This is a genomic window from Micromonospora sp. NPDC047738 (genome assembly GCF_040642675.1).
In the GTDB taxonomy this organism is placed as follows: domain Bacteria; phylum Actinomycetota; class Actinomycetes; order Mycobacteriales; family Micromonosporaceae; genus Micromonospora.
Genome location: NZ_JBEYSO010000022.1, coordinates 73984 through 92485, shown reverse-complemented (window position 1 = coordinate 92485; position 18502 = coordinate 73984). Strand labels below are relative to the sequence as shown.

At 70.7% G+C, this 18502-nt stretch carries 11 protein-coding genes and 1 pseudogene; 1 reads left to right on the top strand and 11 read right to left on the bottom strand.

All coding sequences use genetic code 11. The annotated features are described in order from the left end of the window. Positions 1-199 precede the first annotated feature (199 nt). A complete protein-coding gene (locus ABZ783_RS27480) occupies positions 200-4414 on the bottom strand; it encodes a HEAT repeat domain-containing protein (RefSeq protein ID WP_357442961.1) in 4215 nt (1404 codons plus the stop codon). A 302-nt stretch (positions 4415-4716) separates the two neighbouring features. Here ABZ783_RS27480 and ABZ783_RS27475 point away from each other — a divergent pair, with 302 nt between their 5' ends. Continuing rightward, positions 4717-5673 carry an SCO2521 family protein gene (locus ABZ783_RS27475; protein ID WP_357442959.1) on the top strand — a complete coding sequence of 319 codons (957 nt, stop codon included), beginning with the start codon at positions 4717-4719 and terminating at the stop codon, positions 5671-5673. 6 nt (positions 5674-5679) lie between these two features. On the opposite strand, the gene ABZ783_RS27470 is transcribed toward ABZ783_RS27475, so the two are convergent. The 10 genes and pseudogenes from ABZ783_RS27470 to ABZ783_RS27425 all read right to left on the bottom strand — a co-directional run bounded on the left by ABZ783_RS27470 (position 5680) and on the right by ABZ783_RS27425 (position 18499). Beyond that, positions 5680-6657: an SCO2522 family protein gene (locus tag ABZ783_RS27470; RefSeq protein ID WP_357442956.1), complete on the bottom strand. Its 978-nt coding sequence runs from the start codon at positions 6655-6657 to the stop codon at positions 5680-5682. Further along, positions 6642-7571 (bottom strand): SCO2523 family variant P-loop protein, encoded by a 930-nt coding sequence (locus ABZ783_RS27465; protein ID WP_073837225.1) that lies wholly within the window; start codon positions 7569-7571, stop codon positions 6642-6644. The genes ABZ783_RS27470 and ABZ783_RS27465 overlap by 16 nt, the downstream gene beginning before the upstream one ends. Continuing rightward, positions 7572-9413: an SCO2524 family protein gene (locus ABZ783_RS27460; RefSeq protein WP_357442953.1), complete on the bottom strand. Its 1842-nt coding sequence runs from the start codon at positions 9411-9413 to the stop codon at positions 7572-7574. A gap of 373 nt (positions 9414-9786) precedes the next feature. Beyond that, a complete protein-coding gene (locus ABZ783_RS27455; protein ID WP_357442951.1) occupies positions 9787-10482 on the bottom strand; it encodes a GntR family transcriptional regulator in 696 nt (231 codons plus the stop codon). A 293-nt stretch (positions 10483-10775) separates the two neighbouring features. After that, positions 10776-11672, bottom strand: a complete 897-nt coding sequence (locus tag ABZ783_RS27450) for a dihydrodipicolinate synthase family protein (protein WP_357442948.1) — start codon at positions 11670-11672, stop codon at positions 10776-10778. A 604-nt stretch (positions 11673-12276) separates the two neighbouring features. Then, the gene (locus ABZ783_RS27445) at positions 12277-14433 is read right to left on the bottom strand and encodes an alpha-galactosidase (RefSeq protein WP_357442945.1); all 2157 of its coding nucleotides are present in this window, start codon (positions 14431-14433) and stop codon (positions 12277-12279) included. After that, a pseudogene (locus ABZ783_RS27440) lies at positions 14423-15532 on the bottom strand (oligopeptide/dipeptide ABC transporter ATP-binding protein). The gene ABZ783_RS27445 and the pseudogene ABZ783_RS27440 overlap by 11 nt, the downstream one beginning before the upstream one ends. Further along, complete coding sequence (locus ABZ783_RS27435; RefSeq protein WP_357442942.1) at positions 15529-16551, bottom strand: ABC transporter ATP-binding protein; 1023 nt, start codon at positions 16549-16551, stop codon at positions 15529-15531. Before ABZ783_RS27435 ends, ABZ783_RS27440 begins: the two are co-directional and overlap by 4 nt. Before the next feature lie 5 nt (positions 16552-16556). Beyond that, the gene (locus ABZ783_RS27430) at positions 16557-17498 is read right to left on the bottom strand and encodes an ABC transporter permease (RefSeq protein ID WP_357442940.1); all 942 of its coding nucleotides are present in this window, start codon (positions 17496-17498) and stop codon (positions 16557-16559) included. Next, positions 17495-18499, bottom strand: coding sequence for an ABC transporter permease (locus ABZ783_RS27425; RefSeq protein ID WP_357442938.1), 1005 nt, complete (start codon positions 18497-18499; stop codon positions 17495-17497). The genes ABZ783_RS27430 and ABZ783_RS27425 overlap by 4 nt, the downstream gene beginning before the upstream one ends. Positions 18500-18502: the final 3 nt, after the last annotated feature.

Genomic DNA, 18502 nt, shown 5'->3' with positions numbered 1-18502 from the left:
GGCTCTGCGACGATGGCGCGGGAGTGCTTCGCCTAACGTTCGGCTGCCACGTGCGCCCGGACATCACCACCCCGCCACCTACGACCAAGGAGTGCCCTGGCGCGCACCGGAACCTTGCCGGTCACCGCCGCCCTGCCGGGTCAGGTACGAGGCTTCCGCCGGCCATTGGGCGCCGGGCGGGGCCCCGTCCAGCGGCGGGTCACGGGAAGTCGTCGGGCTTGGTGTCCGGCAGCGAAGCCAGCAGCTGGGCGGCCAGCCGCCGAACCGTGCCGTCGTCCTCCTGGTGGGCGAGCCGGACGAGCACCTCCCGGGTCCGGCTGTCCCCCCGGTAGTGACGGGTCAACGCGAGCAGCGCGGTGCGGCGGATCTCCCAGTCGTCGTCGTCCGCCAGCCGCAGCAGCAGTTCCCGTACCCCCATCCGGTCGGCCAGCGTGGCTCCCAGCTGTTCCACGGCCCGGCGCCGGACCTCCAGGTCCGGGTCGTCGCGGACCAGCCCCACCAGCAGTACCCGAACCTCCGGATCGGCCCCGAAGTGCTCGCCGAGCGCGGCGGCGATGCGGGCGCGGATCGCCGGGTCCTGGTCGGCCAGGCGGCGCATCAGCCGGAGCGTCACCGCCATGGACGCCGAGCCCCGTTCGGTCAGGCAGCGCACCGCCGCGTCGAACACGGCCGGGTCGGTGTCCGACTCGACGCATTCCAGCAGCACGTCGGTCACCACGTCGGGGCTGCCGAACGCGCACAGGGCCTGCACGGCGGCCAGCCGGATGCCGGCGTAGCTGTCTCGGCGGGCCCGCCGGCACAGCGTCTCCAGCAGGCCGTCGGCTTGGCCGTGGCGGGCGAGTGCCTGCGCGGCGGCGCGCAGCACGTTCGGGTCGGGGTCGCGGCTGACCTGCTCGGCGAGGCATTCGCGCACCTCGGGGTCCGGTGGCTCGCCGAGGTGGGTCAGGCTGCGGGTGACCCGCAGCCGGACGATCGGGTCCCGCTCCTGGGAGGCCCGGCTGATGAGCAGGTCGCGAGTAGCGTGGCCGAGCAGCGGCCGGCCGGTGAGCAGGTCGACCGCGGCGAGCCGGACGCTCGCGGTCGGGTCCCGGCGGGCTCGTTCCAGCAGCAGTTCCCCGGTGCGGTGGTCCGGGTAGGCCTCGGCCAGGGCACGCACCGCGGCGAGGCGCACGGTCGCGTCGTCGTCGGCGCGCGCGGCGTACGCCGCTACGGTCCATCCGGTGTCGTCCGCGCGGTCCTGGTCGAGCAGTGCGGTGACCGCTGCGGCCCGCACGGACGCGTCCTCGTCCTGCTCGATCTGGTCGACCAGCCGGGCTCGGCAGCGCCCCTCCGGATCGGGTACGAGCGCCAGTCGCTGCACGGCGACCGCGCGCAGCCGTGCGGAGGAGGCCGAGCAGGCCAGTTTCAGCAGCAGTTCGGTGCCGTCGGGGCTGGGCCCGCCGGGCAGGAGTTCGGTGACCAGGCTGCGCCGCACCTCGTCCGGGGCGTCGCTGGCGACCCGCTCCAGCGCCCGTGTGCGGGCCGTGTCGGCGTGCTCGGGCAGTGCGAGCAGGCCTTCCAGCGCGGACTGGACCACTGCGGGGTCGGTGTCGGTGTCCAGTAGTCGCTGCAGCGTCGCGGGTACGTCGGGCAGGTCGGCGCAGCGGGCGGCGAGGACTCCCACGGCGGCGCGCCGCACGGTGGTGGCGGGGTCTTCGGTGGCCCTCGCCAGCACCTGGCGGACGTCCTCGGACAGCTCGGCCCGGCCGCCGAGGGACTGCACGGCGAGCGAGCGTACCGCGGGGTCGGGTGATTCGGTGAGGTCGCGCAGCACGTCGACGAGCTCGGGGTCGGCGCTGAAGTGTGCGACCAGAGCCCGGACGGCCGCCTGCCGTACGGCGGTCGACACTTCCGCCTGTGCCTGGGCGAGGAGCAGGTCCCGGCAGCGGCGGCGGCTGGGGCTGGTGGTGTCCAGCCGGCCGGCGGCCTCGGCCAGTCCGGCGACCATGGTGAGGTGGGCCTGCCGTTCGCGGCCCTGCCCGAGTTCGCGGACCAGCAGTTCCTCCAGCTGTTCCTCGGCGGTGGACAGCACCGCGGCGATCCGGGTCGCGAACGCGGAGCCGGAGCGCCAGCTGGTGCGCACTCCGCGGCGGCGGTACCAGTGCAGGAAGGCAGCCCGGCCGGGCCAGTGCGGGCCGAGCGCCCGGATGGAGGACAGCAGTTCCTGTTCGGTGAGTTCCACCAGGTTGGGGTCGTCGGCGGAGATGCCGTGTTCGACCAGCAGCACGATCTGGCCCAGCACGGCGTCACCCGCGCCGGCCAGCTCGGCCGGCTGGGGCGCTTCCGCCACGCACTGCGCGGCCAGCACCAGGTTCCATGGTGGGCCGGTGAGGTTCAGCGGCGGCCAGGGTTGGTTGACCTCGGTGGCGAGGAGGGTGACCAACTCGTTGGCGGTCGGGGCGGGCAGCGCGCTGGCGACCAGTCGGAGCACCTCCCGCCAGGACGGGTCGGCCCAGTGCTCGCGGAACAGCGCGCGCAGCTGGTCGAGGCCCCAGGCGTCCGGATCGTGCTCGAACCTGTCCACGATCTCCTCGGCACAGAAGAACTCCAGGAACGTGCGGTGCACGAACCCGAAAAGTCGCAGGCCGTACCGTTCCAGGATGAAGCTTCGCTGGCGCAACTTGTCGATCATCGAGTAGGCCATGGCGAGCGCCCGCTCGTTCTCGAATCCGTAGAAGTCGACCAGGTGGTCTCGGAAGATGCGCGCCAGTTCGTCGGATTCGATGTAGTTTCCTGCCGGTCCGGACTCCCGGAACTGCATCCGGAACGCCAGGTGGCGCAGCAGCCGCCGCTTCGCCTGCGGGTCCAGCGGCGGTACGTCGCCGTGGCTTTCCCGCAGTTGTTTGGTCACGTCCCATTCGGAGATCAGCACGTCGGTGACGTGGGCGTAGAGCCGGCGCCGGTTGCGTGGCAGTGGGTGGCCCCGGCCGACGATCGCCATGAGCATCAGGAGCAGCGGGTTGCCGGCGATCTCGTGCATGGCTCGGGACCTGCGCACCACGTCGAGGATCTGCCGCCGCTGCCGGTCCGCCTCGGCCGGCGGGGTGGGCATGACGTAGCGGTACCAGTTGCCGAGGAAGCGGGCGATCCGTTCGTCGTCGAGGTCCTCGAGGGTGAAGTGGTCGAAGCCGGCGTTGGCGAAGGTGTGTCGCAGGTATCCGGCTGCCCGTGAGGTGACCACCGTCCGGACGCCGGGGTATTCGTTGGCGAATGTGGCGATCTGTGCGGCGACCTCCTCGCGCTGGGCCGGGTCAAACACCTCGTCGAGGCCGTCGAACAGGAACAGTGCCTGGCCGCCCTGGCGCAGGTACGACTCCAGCACGTCCTGGTCGATCCCGGCGAGTCCCTGCTGGTGGCGGTGGCCGACGTAGTCGAGCAGGCCGTCGCACCGGCCGTCTCCGCAGTGCACGGCGTACGAGCGCAGCTCGATCAGGACTGGCAGGTAGCGGTCCAGCGCGGCCAGTCGGGGCTCGACGCAGGCGCCGGCCAGTGCCAGCGCCAGATAGCGTGCGGTCGCTGACTTGCCGGAGCCGGGGTCGCCGAGCAGCACGATAGCCCGCCGGCTCGGATCGCACACCACGTCGAACAGGGCGAGTGCGTCCTTGGCCGCGTACTCCTCCCAGAGCCGCTCCACTTCCTCCGGGTCCACCACGCCGGGCAGGCCGCCCGGGTCACCGTCCGGTGTGGAGCCGGCCCAGCGCCACCACGCGAGGGGCATTTCCGGTCGGGCGTCCTCGTGTACCCGCGGTTCCACGAACACCTTCGGCAGGCCGACCGTGAGGTATCCGATGGTGGGTCGTGGCGACACCCCGTCCAGGGGCACCGCCTGGTAGCGCAACGCCAACTGCTTGTAGTAGTGGTTGCGTACGGCCTCTGGCAGGTGGGTGTCGGGGTCGGCGGGTTCGCGGGCCGGGGAGCGGCCGCTGCGCACGTCGGCCAGCGCCACGGTGACCTTGGCGGACAGGTCGTCCACACTGGAGAAGAAGGCGCACAGGTGGCGTTCCTTGAGTTCCCGGCGCAGCGCGACGACCTGCTGCCAGTCGGCGTCCCGGTCGATCATGTCCACCGGCCACGGCGTGTCCTCGGCGAGCAGGAAGATCAGGCAGGGTTTCCCGGCGGCGAGGGCCTCGCGGTATTCCAGTTCGGTGATGGAGGATTCCTGGCCGGGCGGCCGGAACCCGTACCGCCAGGCGAACAGCCCCACGTAGAGGTCGCAGCGGCGTACGTCGGCCAGGCAGCGTTCCAGGGGTGGCCTGATGTCGGCGCCGTACGCCTCCATGGCAACGTCCTCGATCTCGAGGCGACGTGCCACGGCGTGCACGGCAGCGCGATATTCCAGCAGGTCCTTTTGGGTGGCCGAAATGTAAACCTTCATGAACGGCAAACTCCAGGGGGTGGCTGGGGACCGCACCATTGAAAATATCAGCCGACGTCACATCCCTCCGACCCGTGAACGCCCGGCAACCCCCGCCACGCATGGGATTCCCGCCAGGGAGGGGCTTATGATGGCCACTGGACAGATACGGGCCCGGAACGGGCGGAATCCCGTGCCCACGGGTGTTTCGGCATTTCCCGCACGGGTCCGTGTCGGTGCGGGTCACGGCGGCGTACGTCAATCACCATGGGACCGCATTCCGCGGGCGACCGCGGACCGGTGGCGGCGATGCGGAGGAAGCCATGCTCACGGTGGGTGAGGTGCACACCAGCCTGCTGCAGCACAGCACTGCGCTGGCACAGGAGCAGAGCGCCGAGGTGCTCAGCCTGGTCGAGGGCGAGGCCGTGCTGACGTCGCGGCGCCCGTCGCTCTACGCGGTGTCGCCCGACGTGCGCACCGGCGTGGACTGTTGGCTGCCCAGCGCCAAGAAGCGCCAGCTACGCGGCGTGGGCGCGGTGGTCACCCGGGCCATCATCACCGGCGGCCGGATCGGGCAGGCGTCCTCGGTCATCCAGGTCGTCCCCGGGGAGCGCCGCCAACCGTGGTCGCACTACCTGGCCAGTCCCGGCGTCCTGGAGACGGTCGGGAAGCTGGACGCCGCGGACCTGGCGGCGGGCTTCCTGCACGGCAACGCCGCCGACGTGCTGAACCTGGAGGCGATCACCGGCCGGGTGCTCGACGGCGTACAGATGTCCGACCTGCTGGACCGGCGCCCGCCCCTGCGCGCGGCGCGCACCCGGCTGCGCTGGACCGCGCGGGTCGCCGAACGACCGGACCAGGTCTCCTCGGCGGTGGTCACCGTGGACTCCCCGACGCTGCGCACGGTCGAACTCGTGGTCGGCCCGCAGGATGTGCCGGCCGCCGTGGCCGGCCTCTGCGAGGATCTCGCCCTGCACGACTGGCTGCTCACCATGCTGTCCGCCGTCGTGGAGGCCGCGGTGACCCGATCGGTCTCCGGGCAGGAGCACATCGAGCGGCTGCGGCCGGTGCTGGAGCACCTGCTGCACCTGTGGCTGCCCGGCGCACGGGTGGACCCGCGGCTACGGCCGATCTGGGACCGGCTGGAGCAGGTGCCCGGGTTCAGCCGGCAGTGGAAGTCGTCGGTCAACTGGATCCGGGATCAGATCAGCGTGAGCAACCAGGCCCTGCTGCGCGACCTGGCCGGCCGGGTGGCGGTCAACCAGCCGTGCCCACGCTGACGGCGCTCACTCGCCGATGAACACGTAGCTCAACCGGTCGACCAGCTCGCTGGGCAGCTGCAGGCCCTCCCCGCCGGCCCGCTTGGCGATCTGCCGGGCGACCGGCGGGGGCACCGCGACCTGACCGAGGATGGTCCGCACGGCGAGCTCCACCGGCAGGTACCGGGTGTCCATCAGGGTCAGCGTGCGATACGCGCAGAACGGCGCGGCGACCGGGTTCAGCTGGACGACCGACGGCAGCTCGTCCCAGTCGGTGGGCAGTTCGCCGGCAAGCCGGCACGGCTGCGTGATCGTCTCACCCCGGTGCCGTAGCACGCCCAGCCGAGTCATCTGCCAGACCGAGGCGAGCAGCGCGCAGGCCCACACCCGCGTGTTCGGCTCGTCGGACCACAGCTCGACGTCGACGAAGATGGAGTGCTGGGGGTCGCCGGACTGCACCGGCGGGGACCACGGCAGTGGCAGGGTCATCGCCGGCGCGTCGACGTGCCCGGGCGAGCGCTTACCGTTGGACAGCCAGCCCGACTCGCTCAGCGGCGGGCGGCTCCCGTTGGTGTGCCGGGGCGGCTCCACCACCAGCGTGTCGACCACCAGTTGGGCCAGCTCGACTCCGTCGTGCCGGGCGAAGCTGGACTCCCGGGCCACGTAGTCCACCGTCAGGCCGTGCTCCGCCGCGGCGCTCTGCACCTGCGGGATCACCTCGCGCGGGGTGCCGAACCGGTGGAAGTAGTCGTCCACCAGGAAGCAGGTGCTGATCCGGGGCTGCCGGTTCGGCGGCAGTCCTCGTCGGGCCAGCGCCGGGATCGCCCCCGCCCAGTCCGCGATCCGCTCGAACTTGCGCCGCAGCTCGTGGCACCCGTCGCCGAAGTCCTCCGCGTAGAAGTGCCCCAACTCCACCGACAGATGCGAGTACGCCACGCTCTCCGTACGACGCACCGCAGCCGCCTCCTGGAACCTGACATCCACGCCGATCACGCGGTCTCCCATGCCGTTTCGTCGAAGAGCTTCTCGGTCAGATCCACGAAGGCGTCCACGGTCTTGGCGTTCGCGATCTTGGTCTGCACGTCGTGGTCCGAGATGAGCTGCTCACGCCACTGCAGCAGGGGATCCAGCGGCACCGCACCGAGCAGTGTGGTGCGCCCAACGCCCCGCCGTCGGGCCAGCTCCGACAGTTCCGCGTCGCACTTGCGCAGAAAGGCCTGCTGCGCGAGGTCGAGGTGGCCGACCTCGGGACCGCGCGAATCGATCACCGCGGTGCGGATGAACCGCAACGACTCCCGCAGCCGCTCCGGCTCGTGGCCGTACTCCTTGCCCATCGCCAGGATCCCGCCGGCCTCGAAGGCCAGGTCCGCGGCCGCCGTGACGTGCTGGGGGGTCCACCGGTGGAAGACCAACCAACGAACGGTCACCTTCCGCAGGGTGGGCGTGGCGGTCGCCGCCAGCGCGATCTGGCTGGCGTAGGACCGGCCGGCGCTGAGGTCCACCAGCGTCAGGTCGAACTCCTCCTCCAACCGGAGGAAGAGCTCGGCGCAGCGCTTGGCGATGTCGTTGGTGAAGCCGAACTCGCTGCCGTTGCGCTGTCCGGGCAGCAGCACCAACGGACCGGACCCGATGGGCCGCTGCCGCAGGCTGGCCCGCTCCGAGGTGCCCCACACGTCCAGCTGCTCCGGCGACGGGATCTCCCCGCGCAGGTACCGATGCAGGCCGCCGCCGTTCGGCCCGGCGCCCTCCACCCCGTTGACCGCCTGCGGGATCTGGAACGTGATGCCGGCCGTCGGCGAACCGAAGTCGTAGTCCAGGTAGCAGGTGGGGCGGCCGGACAACGCACTGCGGTAGGCGATGTTCGCCGCGGTCACCGAACGCCCGGTGCCGCCCTTGTGCGACGTGACGAAGACCAGCATTCAGATCCCCTCGCTGGCTTTCTGCTGCCCGGTGGTGATGTCGTTGAGCAGCAGCAGCAGGGTGTTCGCCAGAGCGGCCGCCGTGCCGGGCCGTTCGTCCACCAGCGTCTGCGCCCGGCGCAGGCTGGCCCGGATGCTGCGCATGCTGCGCTGCATCGCCTCACCGGCGAACGTGCCGCGCATCAACTCGCGGTCGAACAGGTACTCGGCCTCGTCGATGAGATCCTGCGCGTACGCGGCGAGCCGGCCAGCTCGTGGGAACGGCCGCTCCCAGAGCAGCTGACCGGCGCTGACCAGGGCCTGCACCACCCGCTCGGTCAGATACCAGGAGGGTGCGTCCGGCTTCGGCGCCAGCCCGGGGAAGGCACCGCCGGCGTGGTCCCACAGCCCGCGGTGCCGGCCGTCCGGGATACGCCGCAGCAGCAGGTGCTCCCACACCTCGTCGGCAAGTTCGAGCAGCTCGCTGCGCTGCCGGGCGTTGCTCAGCAGACCGGCGACGGTGGCCGCCCGCTGCAGCAGCACCGTGGAGAACTCGTTGACGTTCCACGTCATGATCGGCTTCGACGTGTCGTCGTTCAGCGTCACCCGCTTGCCCGGCGCATGCACGATCAACGCCGGCTCGTCGGGCGAGGCACGCCGGGTGATCCGCGACCGCTGCGCCAGCTCCACGAGCACCGCGGCGATCCGCCCGAGCTCCTCGTCGGCGCCGCGCCCACCGGCGAGCAGTCCCTTCACCGCCAGCGACGTGGCCTGCAGGGTGTAGTAGTCGGTGCGGTCACCGTCAGTCGTCCGCCACGGGATGTCCTCGATGGGCCACCGCCGCCGGTTGCCGAAGGTCGCCACCGTCGCCCAGTAGGTGCGGGTCAGCTCCCAGCGCAGTTGCAGTGCCCGGGACAGCCGCTGCTGCTCCTCGTTGAGCAACCCGAGCAGGCGGGTGCGCTCGGAGTTCAGGTCTTCGATGGCGTCCATCGCGATGACCGTGAAGTAGAGGTAGGGAGCGTTCTCCGCCGAACCCTCGCGCTGCTGGCCGATCGGTTCGGTGGTCGGGACCTCCTCGGCACCGGCGATGGTCCCCCACGACCAGCCGCACTCGAACAGCATCTCGCTGTTGTCCAGGTCCTCGGTCACCCGACCGGACCCGATCACCACGCTGCGCAGGCTGGCCATGGTGTCCCGCAGCTGCTCGCGCAGCGCCGCCACGAGTTCGCGGCGGGGCAGCTCGTCCTGGTTGACCATGTCGCACAGCCGAACGCCGTACTCGTCGGTGGCGGTGAAGACGAAGGTACTGAAGCTGCGCAGCAGCCCCACCATGGCCGCCGTGAGGCGCGCGCTGGCCATCGCCTCGAGGTTGTCCAGTTGCGCCAGCAGGTCGCGCCGCTGGGTGGAGCCACGGTAGACCTTGACGAAACCGATCGTCGCCAGGGTGAGCGTGACAGACACCGCGAACGAGTCGACGATGTCCTGGGAGCGCTGCTCGTCGGTGAGGTCCGGGCCACCCTCCAACGGGTTGAGGTAGCTGCCACCATCGAACAGCGGGGTCCCGGTGTCGTCGGTGTACCGGGTGTAGTAGTCGATCATCACGCCGACCAGCCGACGGGGAATCTCGATCGCACCGCCGATCGGGCCGAGTGCCTCGATGACCTCTTCGTCGGTGCGGTCCGGGTCGTCCAGCGACAGAACCGGGACCTTGGCCGCCGGGAGCAGCAGAGTCAGCAGTTGCTCCGCGTCGCTGATGGAGTTGCTGCCGCTGCGGCCACCCCAGTGCCATTCACCGTCCTGCCAGCAACTGCGTACCGTGGCCCGCCAGATGTCGAGGATCTCCTGGCGCGGCTGTATCCGCATGATCCACCGCCGTCTGCTGTAGTCGTCGACTCGAAACTGCTGGTGTTGCCGTGCGCACGAAGATCCACGATGGTGTGTGCCACCACATCGTATCGGTCGCGTCGAGTACCGCTAGAGCGGCTTCGATGGCCGCGTGTCGGCAACGGGAACCGGTCGTCCAGGTGCGACTCGCGCCCTGATCCGGCGGAACAGTCCACGGCAAGATGTGAGTCCACTTTCGGCGCCATCCCCGTTGGACCCGAGATGAAAGCGAGCCGTCTTCATCGGAAGTGGCCCTGAACGGCGCAACGCAGCGCATCGACCCAGCCACGCGGCACCGCAACGATCACGCCGCCGCGGACGTGGATCAAGCCCTCGGCCAGCCCGGCCGAGATCAGTGCCCGTTCTTCTCGGCTGCCGCAGCTCGTGACCGCTGCCTGCGCGGGCGTTCCTCCCGGCCGGCCCAACTGCCGCGCACGTGGCCGATGTGCGCCTTGATCAGGCGCTCGAGGCCACGCCGGTCGTTCGCGGCGATGAGATCGAGCATCTGGAGGTGTTCCGCGGCCGACGAGGCCAACTCGCCGTTGGCGGCGAGCCGGGTGAGGCCGTACAACCTCGTCCGGGAGCGCAACTCGCCGACGAGCGAGACCAGGTTCGCGTTGCCCGCCAGTGCGAGCAGCTCCAGGTGGAACACCCGATCCTGCTCGATGTACGCGATCAGATCTTTCTCCTGCGCCGCCTCGACGATCCGTTGCGCGATCGGCCGCAGGCGGGCCAGGTCATCGGCGCCTGCGACGCCAGCCGCCCGGATGGTCATCGGAACCTCGAGAAGCTGCCGGATCTCGGTGATGTTGTCCAGTTCCTCGTCGGAGAGTTCGGTCGGCCGGAAACCCTTGTTGGGCACCGTCTCGACCAGGCCCTCCTTGACCAGGTCCAGCATCGCCTCCCGCACCGGCGTGGGCGACACGCCGAACTGCGCGGCGAGGGCGGGCGCGGAGTAGATCTCCCCGGGGCGCATTTCACCGGCCACGAGGGCCGCACGCAGGGCGTGGGCGACCTGGCCCCGCACGCTGCGCCGCGCCTCGAGCATCGGCAAATGTAACGACTGCGCCATTACTGCACCCCCTCCGCTTGGAGGATAGTTGGACCGGATCCACCGCCTCGCACCACCCGGATCGTGTCGCATCCCCATCTCGGTGCGACCGCCATGGGGACCGGGTGCAGCGCAGTGTAGAACCCCGGCGCGGCCCGCCCCTGCTCCCGGTGGCCGATGCGGGAAGCCCGCTGTCCACCGAGCGGGAGGACGTCGTTCGGCATGCCCCCGGTGTGCGAGCAGATCGCGTGGAACAGCCGCTTGCCGCGCACGTCTCTACCGCCCTTCCGCTACCGGCACCCGGCGGCGGTCGCCTTCTCGGTGGCCTCCCGCACGGCGCGCTGCTGCTCGGCGGTGAGCGGAACCCGCGGCGGCCGGCACGGCCCGCCATACCGCCCGACGACGTCCATCGACAGCTTGATCGCCTGGACGAACTCCGTCTTGGAATCCCAGCGCAGCAGCTGATGCAGCATCCGATAGAGCGGCAGGGCGGTGGCCAGGTCGCCGTTGGCGGCGGCGTTGAACAGCTGCACACTCGCCCGCGGCAGCGCGTTGACGTAGCCCGCGACCCAGCCCCGCGCTCCGGCGAGGCACATCTCCAATGCCACATCGTCAGCGCCGACCAACACGTCGAGGTCCGGGGCCAGCTCGGCGATCTCGTAGCTGCGCCGGACGTCGCCGGAGAACTCCTTGACGCCCACGATCAGGCCCTCGCCGCACAGTTGGGCGAGCAGGGCCGGGGTGAGATTGACCTTGGTGTCGATCGGATTGTTGTACGCCACCACAGGTATGCCGACCTTCGCCACCTCGCGGTAGTGCTCGACGACGGCCTGCTCGTCGGCCCGGTAGGCGTTCGGGGGCAGCAGCATGACCGCCGCGCAACCGGCCTCAGCGGCGTCCTCGGCCCATCTGCGCGCCTCCAACGCACCGTACGCGGCGATGCCGGGCATCACGGTGAAGCCGTCCGGAGCGGCGTCGACCGCCGTACGCACCACGGCGCGTCGCTCCTGCTCGGTCAACGTCTGGTACTCCCCCAGCGACCCGTTCGGGGTCACGCCGTCGCAGCCCTCGGCGGCCAGCCACCGGACGTGCTCCGCGAACCGATCGAGATCGACCTGCAGCCGGTCGTCGAAGGGCAGCGCCGTGGCGACCAGCACCCCGTGCCATGGCTTCAATCGCGCGTGCATCCCGTACTCCCTGTCTTGTGTCGCATCCGTCCGACCGAACCCGGCCTGGATCCCGTCGCCGTCGCTGAAGGCACCACCACAACGGAGGAGCGTACAATGTCACAGTACAACAGCGCAGAAGAAAGACTCCAGCCGTAACGTCGCATAAGGTGCACCTGCCCGACCGCCTCCCCGCACCCGGCGGCGTGACGGTACGCTGCCGCGCCGGCGGAGCACCGGCAGCCGCCTCGTGACCGGACCCGACCGCCGCACGACCAACGCCGCCACCCCGACCTGGTCGTCATCAAGAGCGCGAATCGCAGACACCGCCAACGCCGATGACGCCACCCGAACCGGTTTGCCGGTCACCGGCCTGGACCGATCTCCGATCACCGGCGGGCCCATCGGAGCCGGCAGCGAGAACCTCCTCGTCTCCGACCCGAGGGGCCCGGCCGGGAACGACCTCGCGCTGCTGTCCGATCAGCAGCGGCGCGTCCTGGCCGACCAGCCGCGCGACGACACGACGTTCGGCCGCGTGGTGGACGACCAGCGCGCCGTCCGTCGGGCCCGGGCGCCCACGATCGTGGCCGGTTCGCGTACGCCCGCCCCACGTCGCGCCGGCGCTTCACCGTTGGCGGTGCGGCTCCCCGACGGCGTCGAGCCGCACCAGCACGGCCTGCTCGGGTGCCAGCAGTGGTGGCGGCAGCCCCAGCACCCCGAGCACCCGACCGCCCACGTCGACCGAACCCGATTCGAACCAGGCAGGGTCGGATCGACCAGCCGTGGCGGGCGGGCCGATCTGATCGAGGAGGGTGACCCGGTACGAGCGGTCCGGATCAAGGTCCGGCATCCGCCAAGGGGCGGGCACGGCGTCCACGGACGTGGCCAGCTGCACGTAGGCGAACACCGCGGCCGAGCGGTCCGCCGACACCACCCCGTGCACCCAGGCTGACGGGTCCGGGTGGTCGACGCGGACGACGGTTCCCCCGTGCAGCAGCGGGCGGAGCCCCCGATAGGTGACGATCGCCCGGCGCAACTGCCGTCGCTCCTCGTCGGTGGCGGTGGAGACGTCCCATTCCAGGCCGAGATGGCCGAAGATCGCGGTCGCCAGGCGGAAGGACAGGTCGTGGGTACGCGAGGTGGTGTGTGAACGCGACGGTCCGACGTGCGAACCGATCAGTTCCGGGGGCAGGAACAGCCCCGTCCAACGCTGGATCGCCTGGCGCTCCAGCGCGTCGTTGCAGTCGCTCGCCCACACCCGGTCGGTGTACTCCAGCATCTGCAGGTCGATCCGTGCCCCGCCCGAGGAGCAACTCTCTATCTCCACCCCGGGGTGTCGCCGGCGCAACTCGGCGAGCAACCGGTACACGGCGAGCGTCTGGTCGTGTACCGATGCCAGGCCGTCCTGGCCGGCGTCGACCAGGTCGCGGTTGTGATCCCATTTGAGATACCTGATGTTGTGGTCCCGCAACAAGCTGTCGAGCCGGTCGAGGATGTACCGGTACGCCGCCGGATGCGCCAGGTTGAGGACCTGCTGTCGGCGAATCGTGACCGGCAGCACGCCCGGCGCCGGGCCGAGGACCCAGTCCGGGTGCGACCGGAACAGGTCGGAGTCCGGGTTGATCATCTCCGGTTCGACCCAGAGCCCGAACTCCATGCCCAACGCCTCGACGTGGTCGATCAACGGCCCCAGGCCGTCGGGCCAGACGTCCGGATCGACGAACCAGTCCCCCAGGCCGGCGCTGCTGTGCCGGCGCCCGGCGAACCAGCCGTCGTCGAGGACGAACCGTTCCACGCCGACGTCGGCGGCCGCCTCCGCCAGCGCGCGCAGCCGGGCGTGGTCATGATCGAAGTAGACGGCCTCCCAGGTGTTCAGCACGACCGGTCGCGGCCGGTCCGGCACCGGGTGCTGCGGCCGCGACCGTAGCCACCGATGAAACACCGCGCTCAGGCCGTCGAGACCGGAGGGGCTGTAGGCGGCGTAGATCCAGGGTGACCGGTACGCCTCCCCCGCGGCCAGGATCACCTCGCCGCTGAGCAGCAACTCACCGCCGCCGAGCGTGGATCGGCCGTCGGGCAGACGCTGTGCGTAGGTGAGATGGTTGCCGCTCCACGCAACATGGATGCCCCACACCTCGCCGCTGCGGAACCCGAAGCCTCGGGTGCCGGCCACCAGGCCGATGGTCGCGTCGTGGCCGGTACGGCCGTGTCGGCTCTCCCGAACCCACGCACCCCGGTCGAACGCCCGACGCTGCGGGTGGCGTTCGCGTGCCCACCGGCCGGTGAAGTCGAGCAGCTCGTCGGCGTGCGGCGGCACCGGAAGGGCAACCTCCAGCCCCTCCAACACGTACGCCGTGGTGCCGCGGTTGGTCAGCTCGTGACGCACCCGCGCCAACCCCGACGGCGCCAACTCCACCTCGGTCACCAGCTCCAGGTCGGCGCGGTGATCGACTGCGGTGAACCGGCTCGTACCGCCGGTGACCGCAACGTCGGTCAGTGCGAAGGCCGACGACCAGCATGTTCCCGTGCGGTGCCCGCGCAGACCGGGGCGACCCATGTGTCCGGTGGCCGCCTCGGGCAGCATCGCCAGCGGCACCACCGGGTCGGGCGAGTTCACCGGCAGTGCCTCGCCGAAGCCGAGACCGAGGCTGCGCGCGTCCGCCTCGCTCAGCTCCGGACCCCAGTACCGCAGCACCGTCAGCCCCGGTCCGCTGGCGTCGATGACAATGCTGACGGCGCCGCCGCGCAGGTGCACGACCTCCGGCTTGAGGTCACCGCCCATGGGACTGCCGGCCAGTCAGGAGCTCCGCGGTGCGCGCCGCAGCGGGCTGCGGCTGTTTCGGGGCTGTCGCCCCGGACCTCGGCGTGGCGGTCGCCGCCGGCTGGATCCGGCCGGCCTCGATGTCCTTCGCGTAGTGGCAGGCAACCTGATGCCCCGGCGCGACCATGTGCAGGGCCGGCCGCTCGTCGGCGCAGCGAGTGGGCTGGCGCCACGGGCAGCGGGTGTGAAATCGGCACCCGGCGGGCGGATTGGCCGGCGACGGCAGGTCGCCCCGCAGCAGGATCCGGGTGCGGGCCACTTCGACCGCTGGGTCCGGCACCGGCACCGCGCCCATGAGGGCCTTGGTGTAGGGGTGGGTCGGCTTCCGGTAGAGCGCCTCGGACGGCGCTTGCTCGATGATCGATCCCAGGTACATCACCGCCACCGTGTCGCTGATGTGCCTGACCACTGCGAGGTCGTGGGCGATGACCAGATAGGTCAGCGAGAACGTCTCCTGCAGTTGCTTGAGCAGGTTGATCACCTGTGCCTGGACGGAGACGTCCAGCGCGGACACCGGCTCGTCGGCGACGACCAGCTTGGGGTTCAGCGCCAGGGCCCGGGCGATCCCGATCCGCTGGCGCTGACCGCCGGAGAACTCGTGCGGGTAGCGGTTGAGTGCGGTCGCCGGCAGTCCCACCACGTCCAGCAGGTGCCGGATGCGTCGCGCGTGTTCCGTTGATCCGCCTGGGATCTTGTGGGCGCGCAGCGGCTAGGTGAGCAGTGACTCGACGCTCTGCCGAGGGTCCAGACTGGCCATCGGATCCTGGAAGACCAGCTGGAAGTTCCGCCGTGACGAGCGCAGCCGCCGTTCGCTGAGCCCGAGGAGGTCCTCGCCGTCGAGGGTGACGGTGCCGCTGGTCGGTTCGATGAGCCGGGTGACGGCGCGTGCGAGGGTGGACTTGCCGCAGCCGGACTCTCCCACCAGGCCGAACGTGGTCCCGGCCGCTACGTCCAGGTCCACGCCGTCCACGGCCTTCACGGAGCCGTGCTGGCGGCGGAAAAGTGTTCCGCCGCGGATCGGGAAGTGGACCTTGAGATCGCGTACCTGAAGCAGGCTCATTCGGCGCCTCCCTCGTGACGTCCCGCGGCGGCGGGGTGTGCCGCCGGCTGCAGCGGGCGTGGACAGCGGACCTCGCGCGGCGGGAAGAGGCTGAGCTCCTGCACCGGCGGTGCCGCGCCCAGGCACGCGTCGACGGCATGGTCGCAGCGGGGTTGGAACGCGCAACCGCGATCCCAGGGCACGACGTCCCGCACCGAGCCGCGGATGGTGTGCAACAGGCCGCCCCGCTCGCCGTCCATCCGGGGTATCGAGCGCAGCAGACCGTCGGTGTACGGGTGGGCGGGCTGCCCGAACAGGCCGCCGGCCGGGGCGGATTCCACGATCCGGCCCGAGTACATCACGTGCACCCGCTCGCACAGTCCGGCCACGACCCCCAGGTCATGCGTGATCATCACCAGCGCCGAGCCGCTCTCCTCGACGAGGTCACGCAGCAGGTCGAGGATCTGCGCCTGGATGGTCACGTCGAGCGCCGTGGTGGGCTCGTCGGCGATGAGCAGCCGAGGTCGGCAGGCGATCGCCATAGCGATCATGACCCGCTGCCGCATCCCGCCGGACAGTTGGTGTGGGTACTCCCGAAGCCGGCGCGCCGGGTCCGGGATGCCGACCCGGTCGAACAGGGCCTGGGCATCTTCTCTGGCCTCGGCGGCCGACCTGTCACCGTGCCGGACGATCACCTCGACGAGTTGCCGCCCCACGGTGACCACCGGGTTGAGCGACGTCATCGGGTCCTGGAAGATCATGGCCACGTCCCGGCCCCGGACGTCGCGCATCTGCCGGGCGGACAGGGACAGCAGGTCCTGGTCACCGAGCATGATGCTGCCGGTCACCCGCACGTTCCGCGCCGGCAGCAACCGCATGATGGCCAGTGACGTGACGGACTTGCCGGAGCCGGACTCGCCGACGATCCCCACCGACTGCCCCGCCTCGACGTCGAAGGTCACGCCGTCGACGGCCCGCACCGGCGGATGTCCGGGCCGGGTGAAGGTGACCGTGAGGTCCCGTACGCGCAGGAAGCTCATCCTGTTCACCGCCGTAGCTTGGGGTCGAGTGCTTCGCGCAGCGACTCGCCGACGAGGGTGAAGCCGAGCGCGGCGAATACGATCGCCAGCCCTGGGTACAGCGCCAGTTGCGGGGCGGAGGTCAGCGCGACCTGGGCGTCGGTCAACATGCGTCCCCATTCCGGCGCCGACGGGTCGCTGCCGGACAGACCGAGGAAGGCCAGGCCCGCTGCCTCGACGATGGCCAACGCGAGGGTCAGGGTGCCCTGGACGATCACCGGGGTGAACGAGTTCGGCAGCACGTGGCGGAAGACGATGCCGGCCCGGGAGATGCCGAGTGAGCGCGCCGCCAGCACGTAGTCGGCGGCGCGTTGCCCGAGCATCTCACCGCGCAGCAGCCGCGCGAAGATCGGCACGTTGACCACCGCGATGGCGATCATCACCGAGGTCAGGCTCTGCCCGAGCAGCGCGGCGACCGCGATGGCGAAGAGCAGGCCCGGTACGGAGAGCATGATGTCGACCAGCCGCATGACCAGCACGTCGACCCAGCCGCCGAAGGCGCCCGCGAGCAGCCCCAGGAACACCCCGACGGTGGCGCCGATCGCCAGTGACACCACGCCGATCAGCAGCGACTGTCGAGCCCCGTGGACGAGCCGGGAGAAGACATCGCGGCCCAGCGGGTCGATGCCCAGCCAGTGCTCGGCCGAGGGCCCGGGGTATCCGCCGGGCCGGACCTGGGACAGCCACGAGTTGTCCTTCGGCGAGTACGGCGCGATCCACGGCGCGAAGACGGCGACCGCGACGAACACCAGGATCAGCGCGAACCCGACCATCGCCATCGGACTTCGCACCAGCCGGCGCAGGGCCTCACCGCGTAGGCCACGCGCCGGGGCCGGCTCGCCGACCACCGCGTCCACGCCCGCCGGCCCGGCTGGTTCCCCGGGGCGAGCTTGCTCCGCGATGCTCACGACACCCTCACCCGCGGATCGAGCAGTCCGTAAACAAGATCGACGATCATGTTGATGAGTACGTAACTCACGGCAATCACCAAGATGAAACCCTGAATGGTCGGGAAATCGCGTGCGACGATGCCGTCGGCCATGAACTTCCCGACGCCGGAGAAGGCGAACACCGTCTCGGTGAGGACGGCTCCGGCGAGCAGGACGCCCATCTGCAGGCCGATGACGGTGGTCACCGGCAGCATCGAGTTCCGCAGGACGTGCCGGCGGGTCACCGTGCCGGGCAGCAGGCCCTTCGCCTCGGCGGTGCGCACGTAGTCCTCGTGCAGGACGTTGACCACTGAGGCGCGGGTCATCCGGACGATCACGGCGAGCGGTATCGAGGCCAACGCGATCGCTGGCAGGATCAGGTGGATCAGGGCATCCCCGCTCGCCGGCAGGTTGCCGGTGAGGATGCCGTCGAGGACGTAGAAGCCGGTGGGATGATCAGCGCTGGCGCGCGGATCCGCCCGGCCCGCCGTCGGCAGCCAACCGAGCTGGACGGCGAAGACGAGCTTGAGCAGGTACGCCAGGAAGAAGATCGGGACGGTCACCCCGAGCAGCGAACCCGAGACCAGCACGTTGTCCAGCCAGGTCCCGTACCGGCGAGCGGCCATGTAGCCCAGCGGAATGCCCACCGCGACGGCGATGACGAGCGCGGCGACGGCGAGCTCGATCGTGGCCGGGAATCGGCGTGCCATCTCCTCGATGACCGGCCGCCCGGTCTGCAGGGACGCGCCGAAGTCCAGCCGGACCGCCCGCCCGAGGAACTGGAGGTACTGTTCCCAGAGCGGGCGGTCCAGGCCGAGCTGCGCCTCGATCTGTTCGATGGCCGCCGGTGTCGCCTTCTCCCCGAGCAGGGCCTGGGCAGGCCCACCCGGGAGCGCGCGGACCCAGGCGAACAGCAGGATCGACAACCCCAGCAGGATCGGGATCAGCTGAAGCAGCCGTCGAACGACAAAGCGAAGCACGAG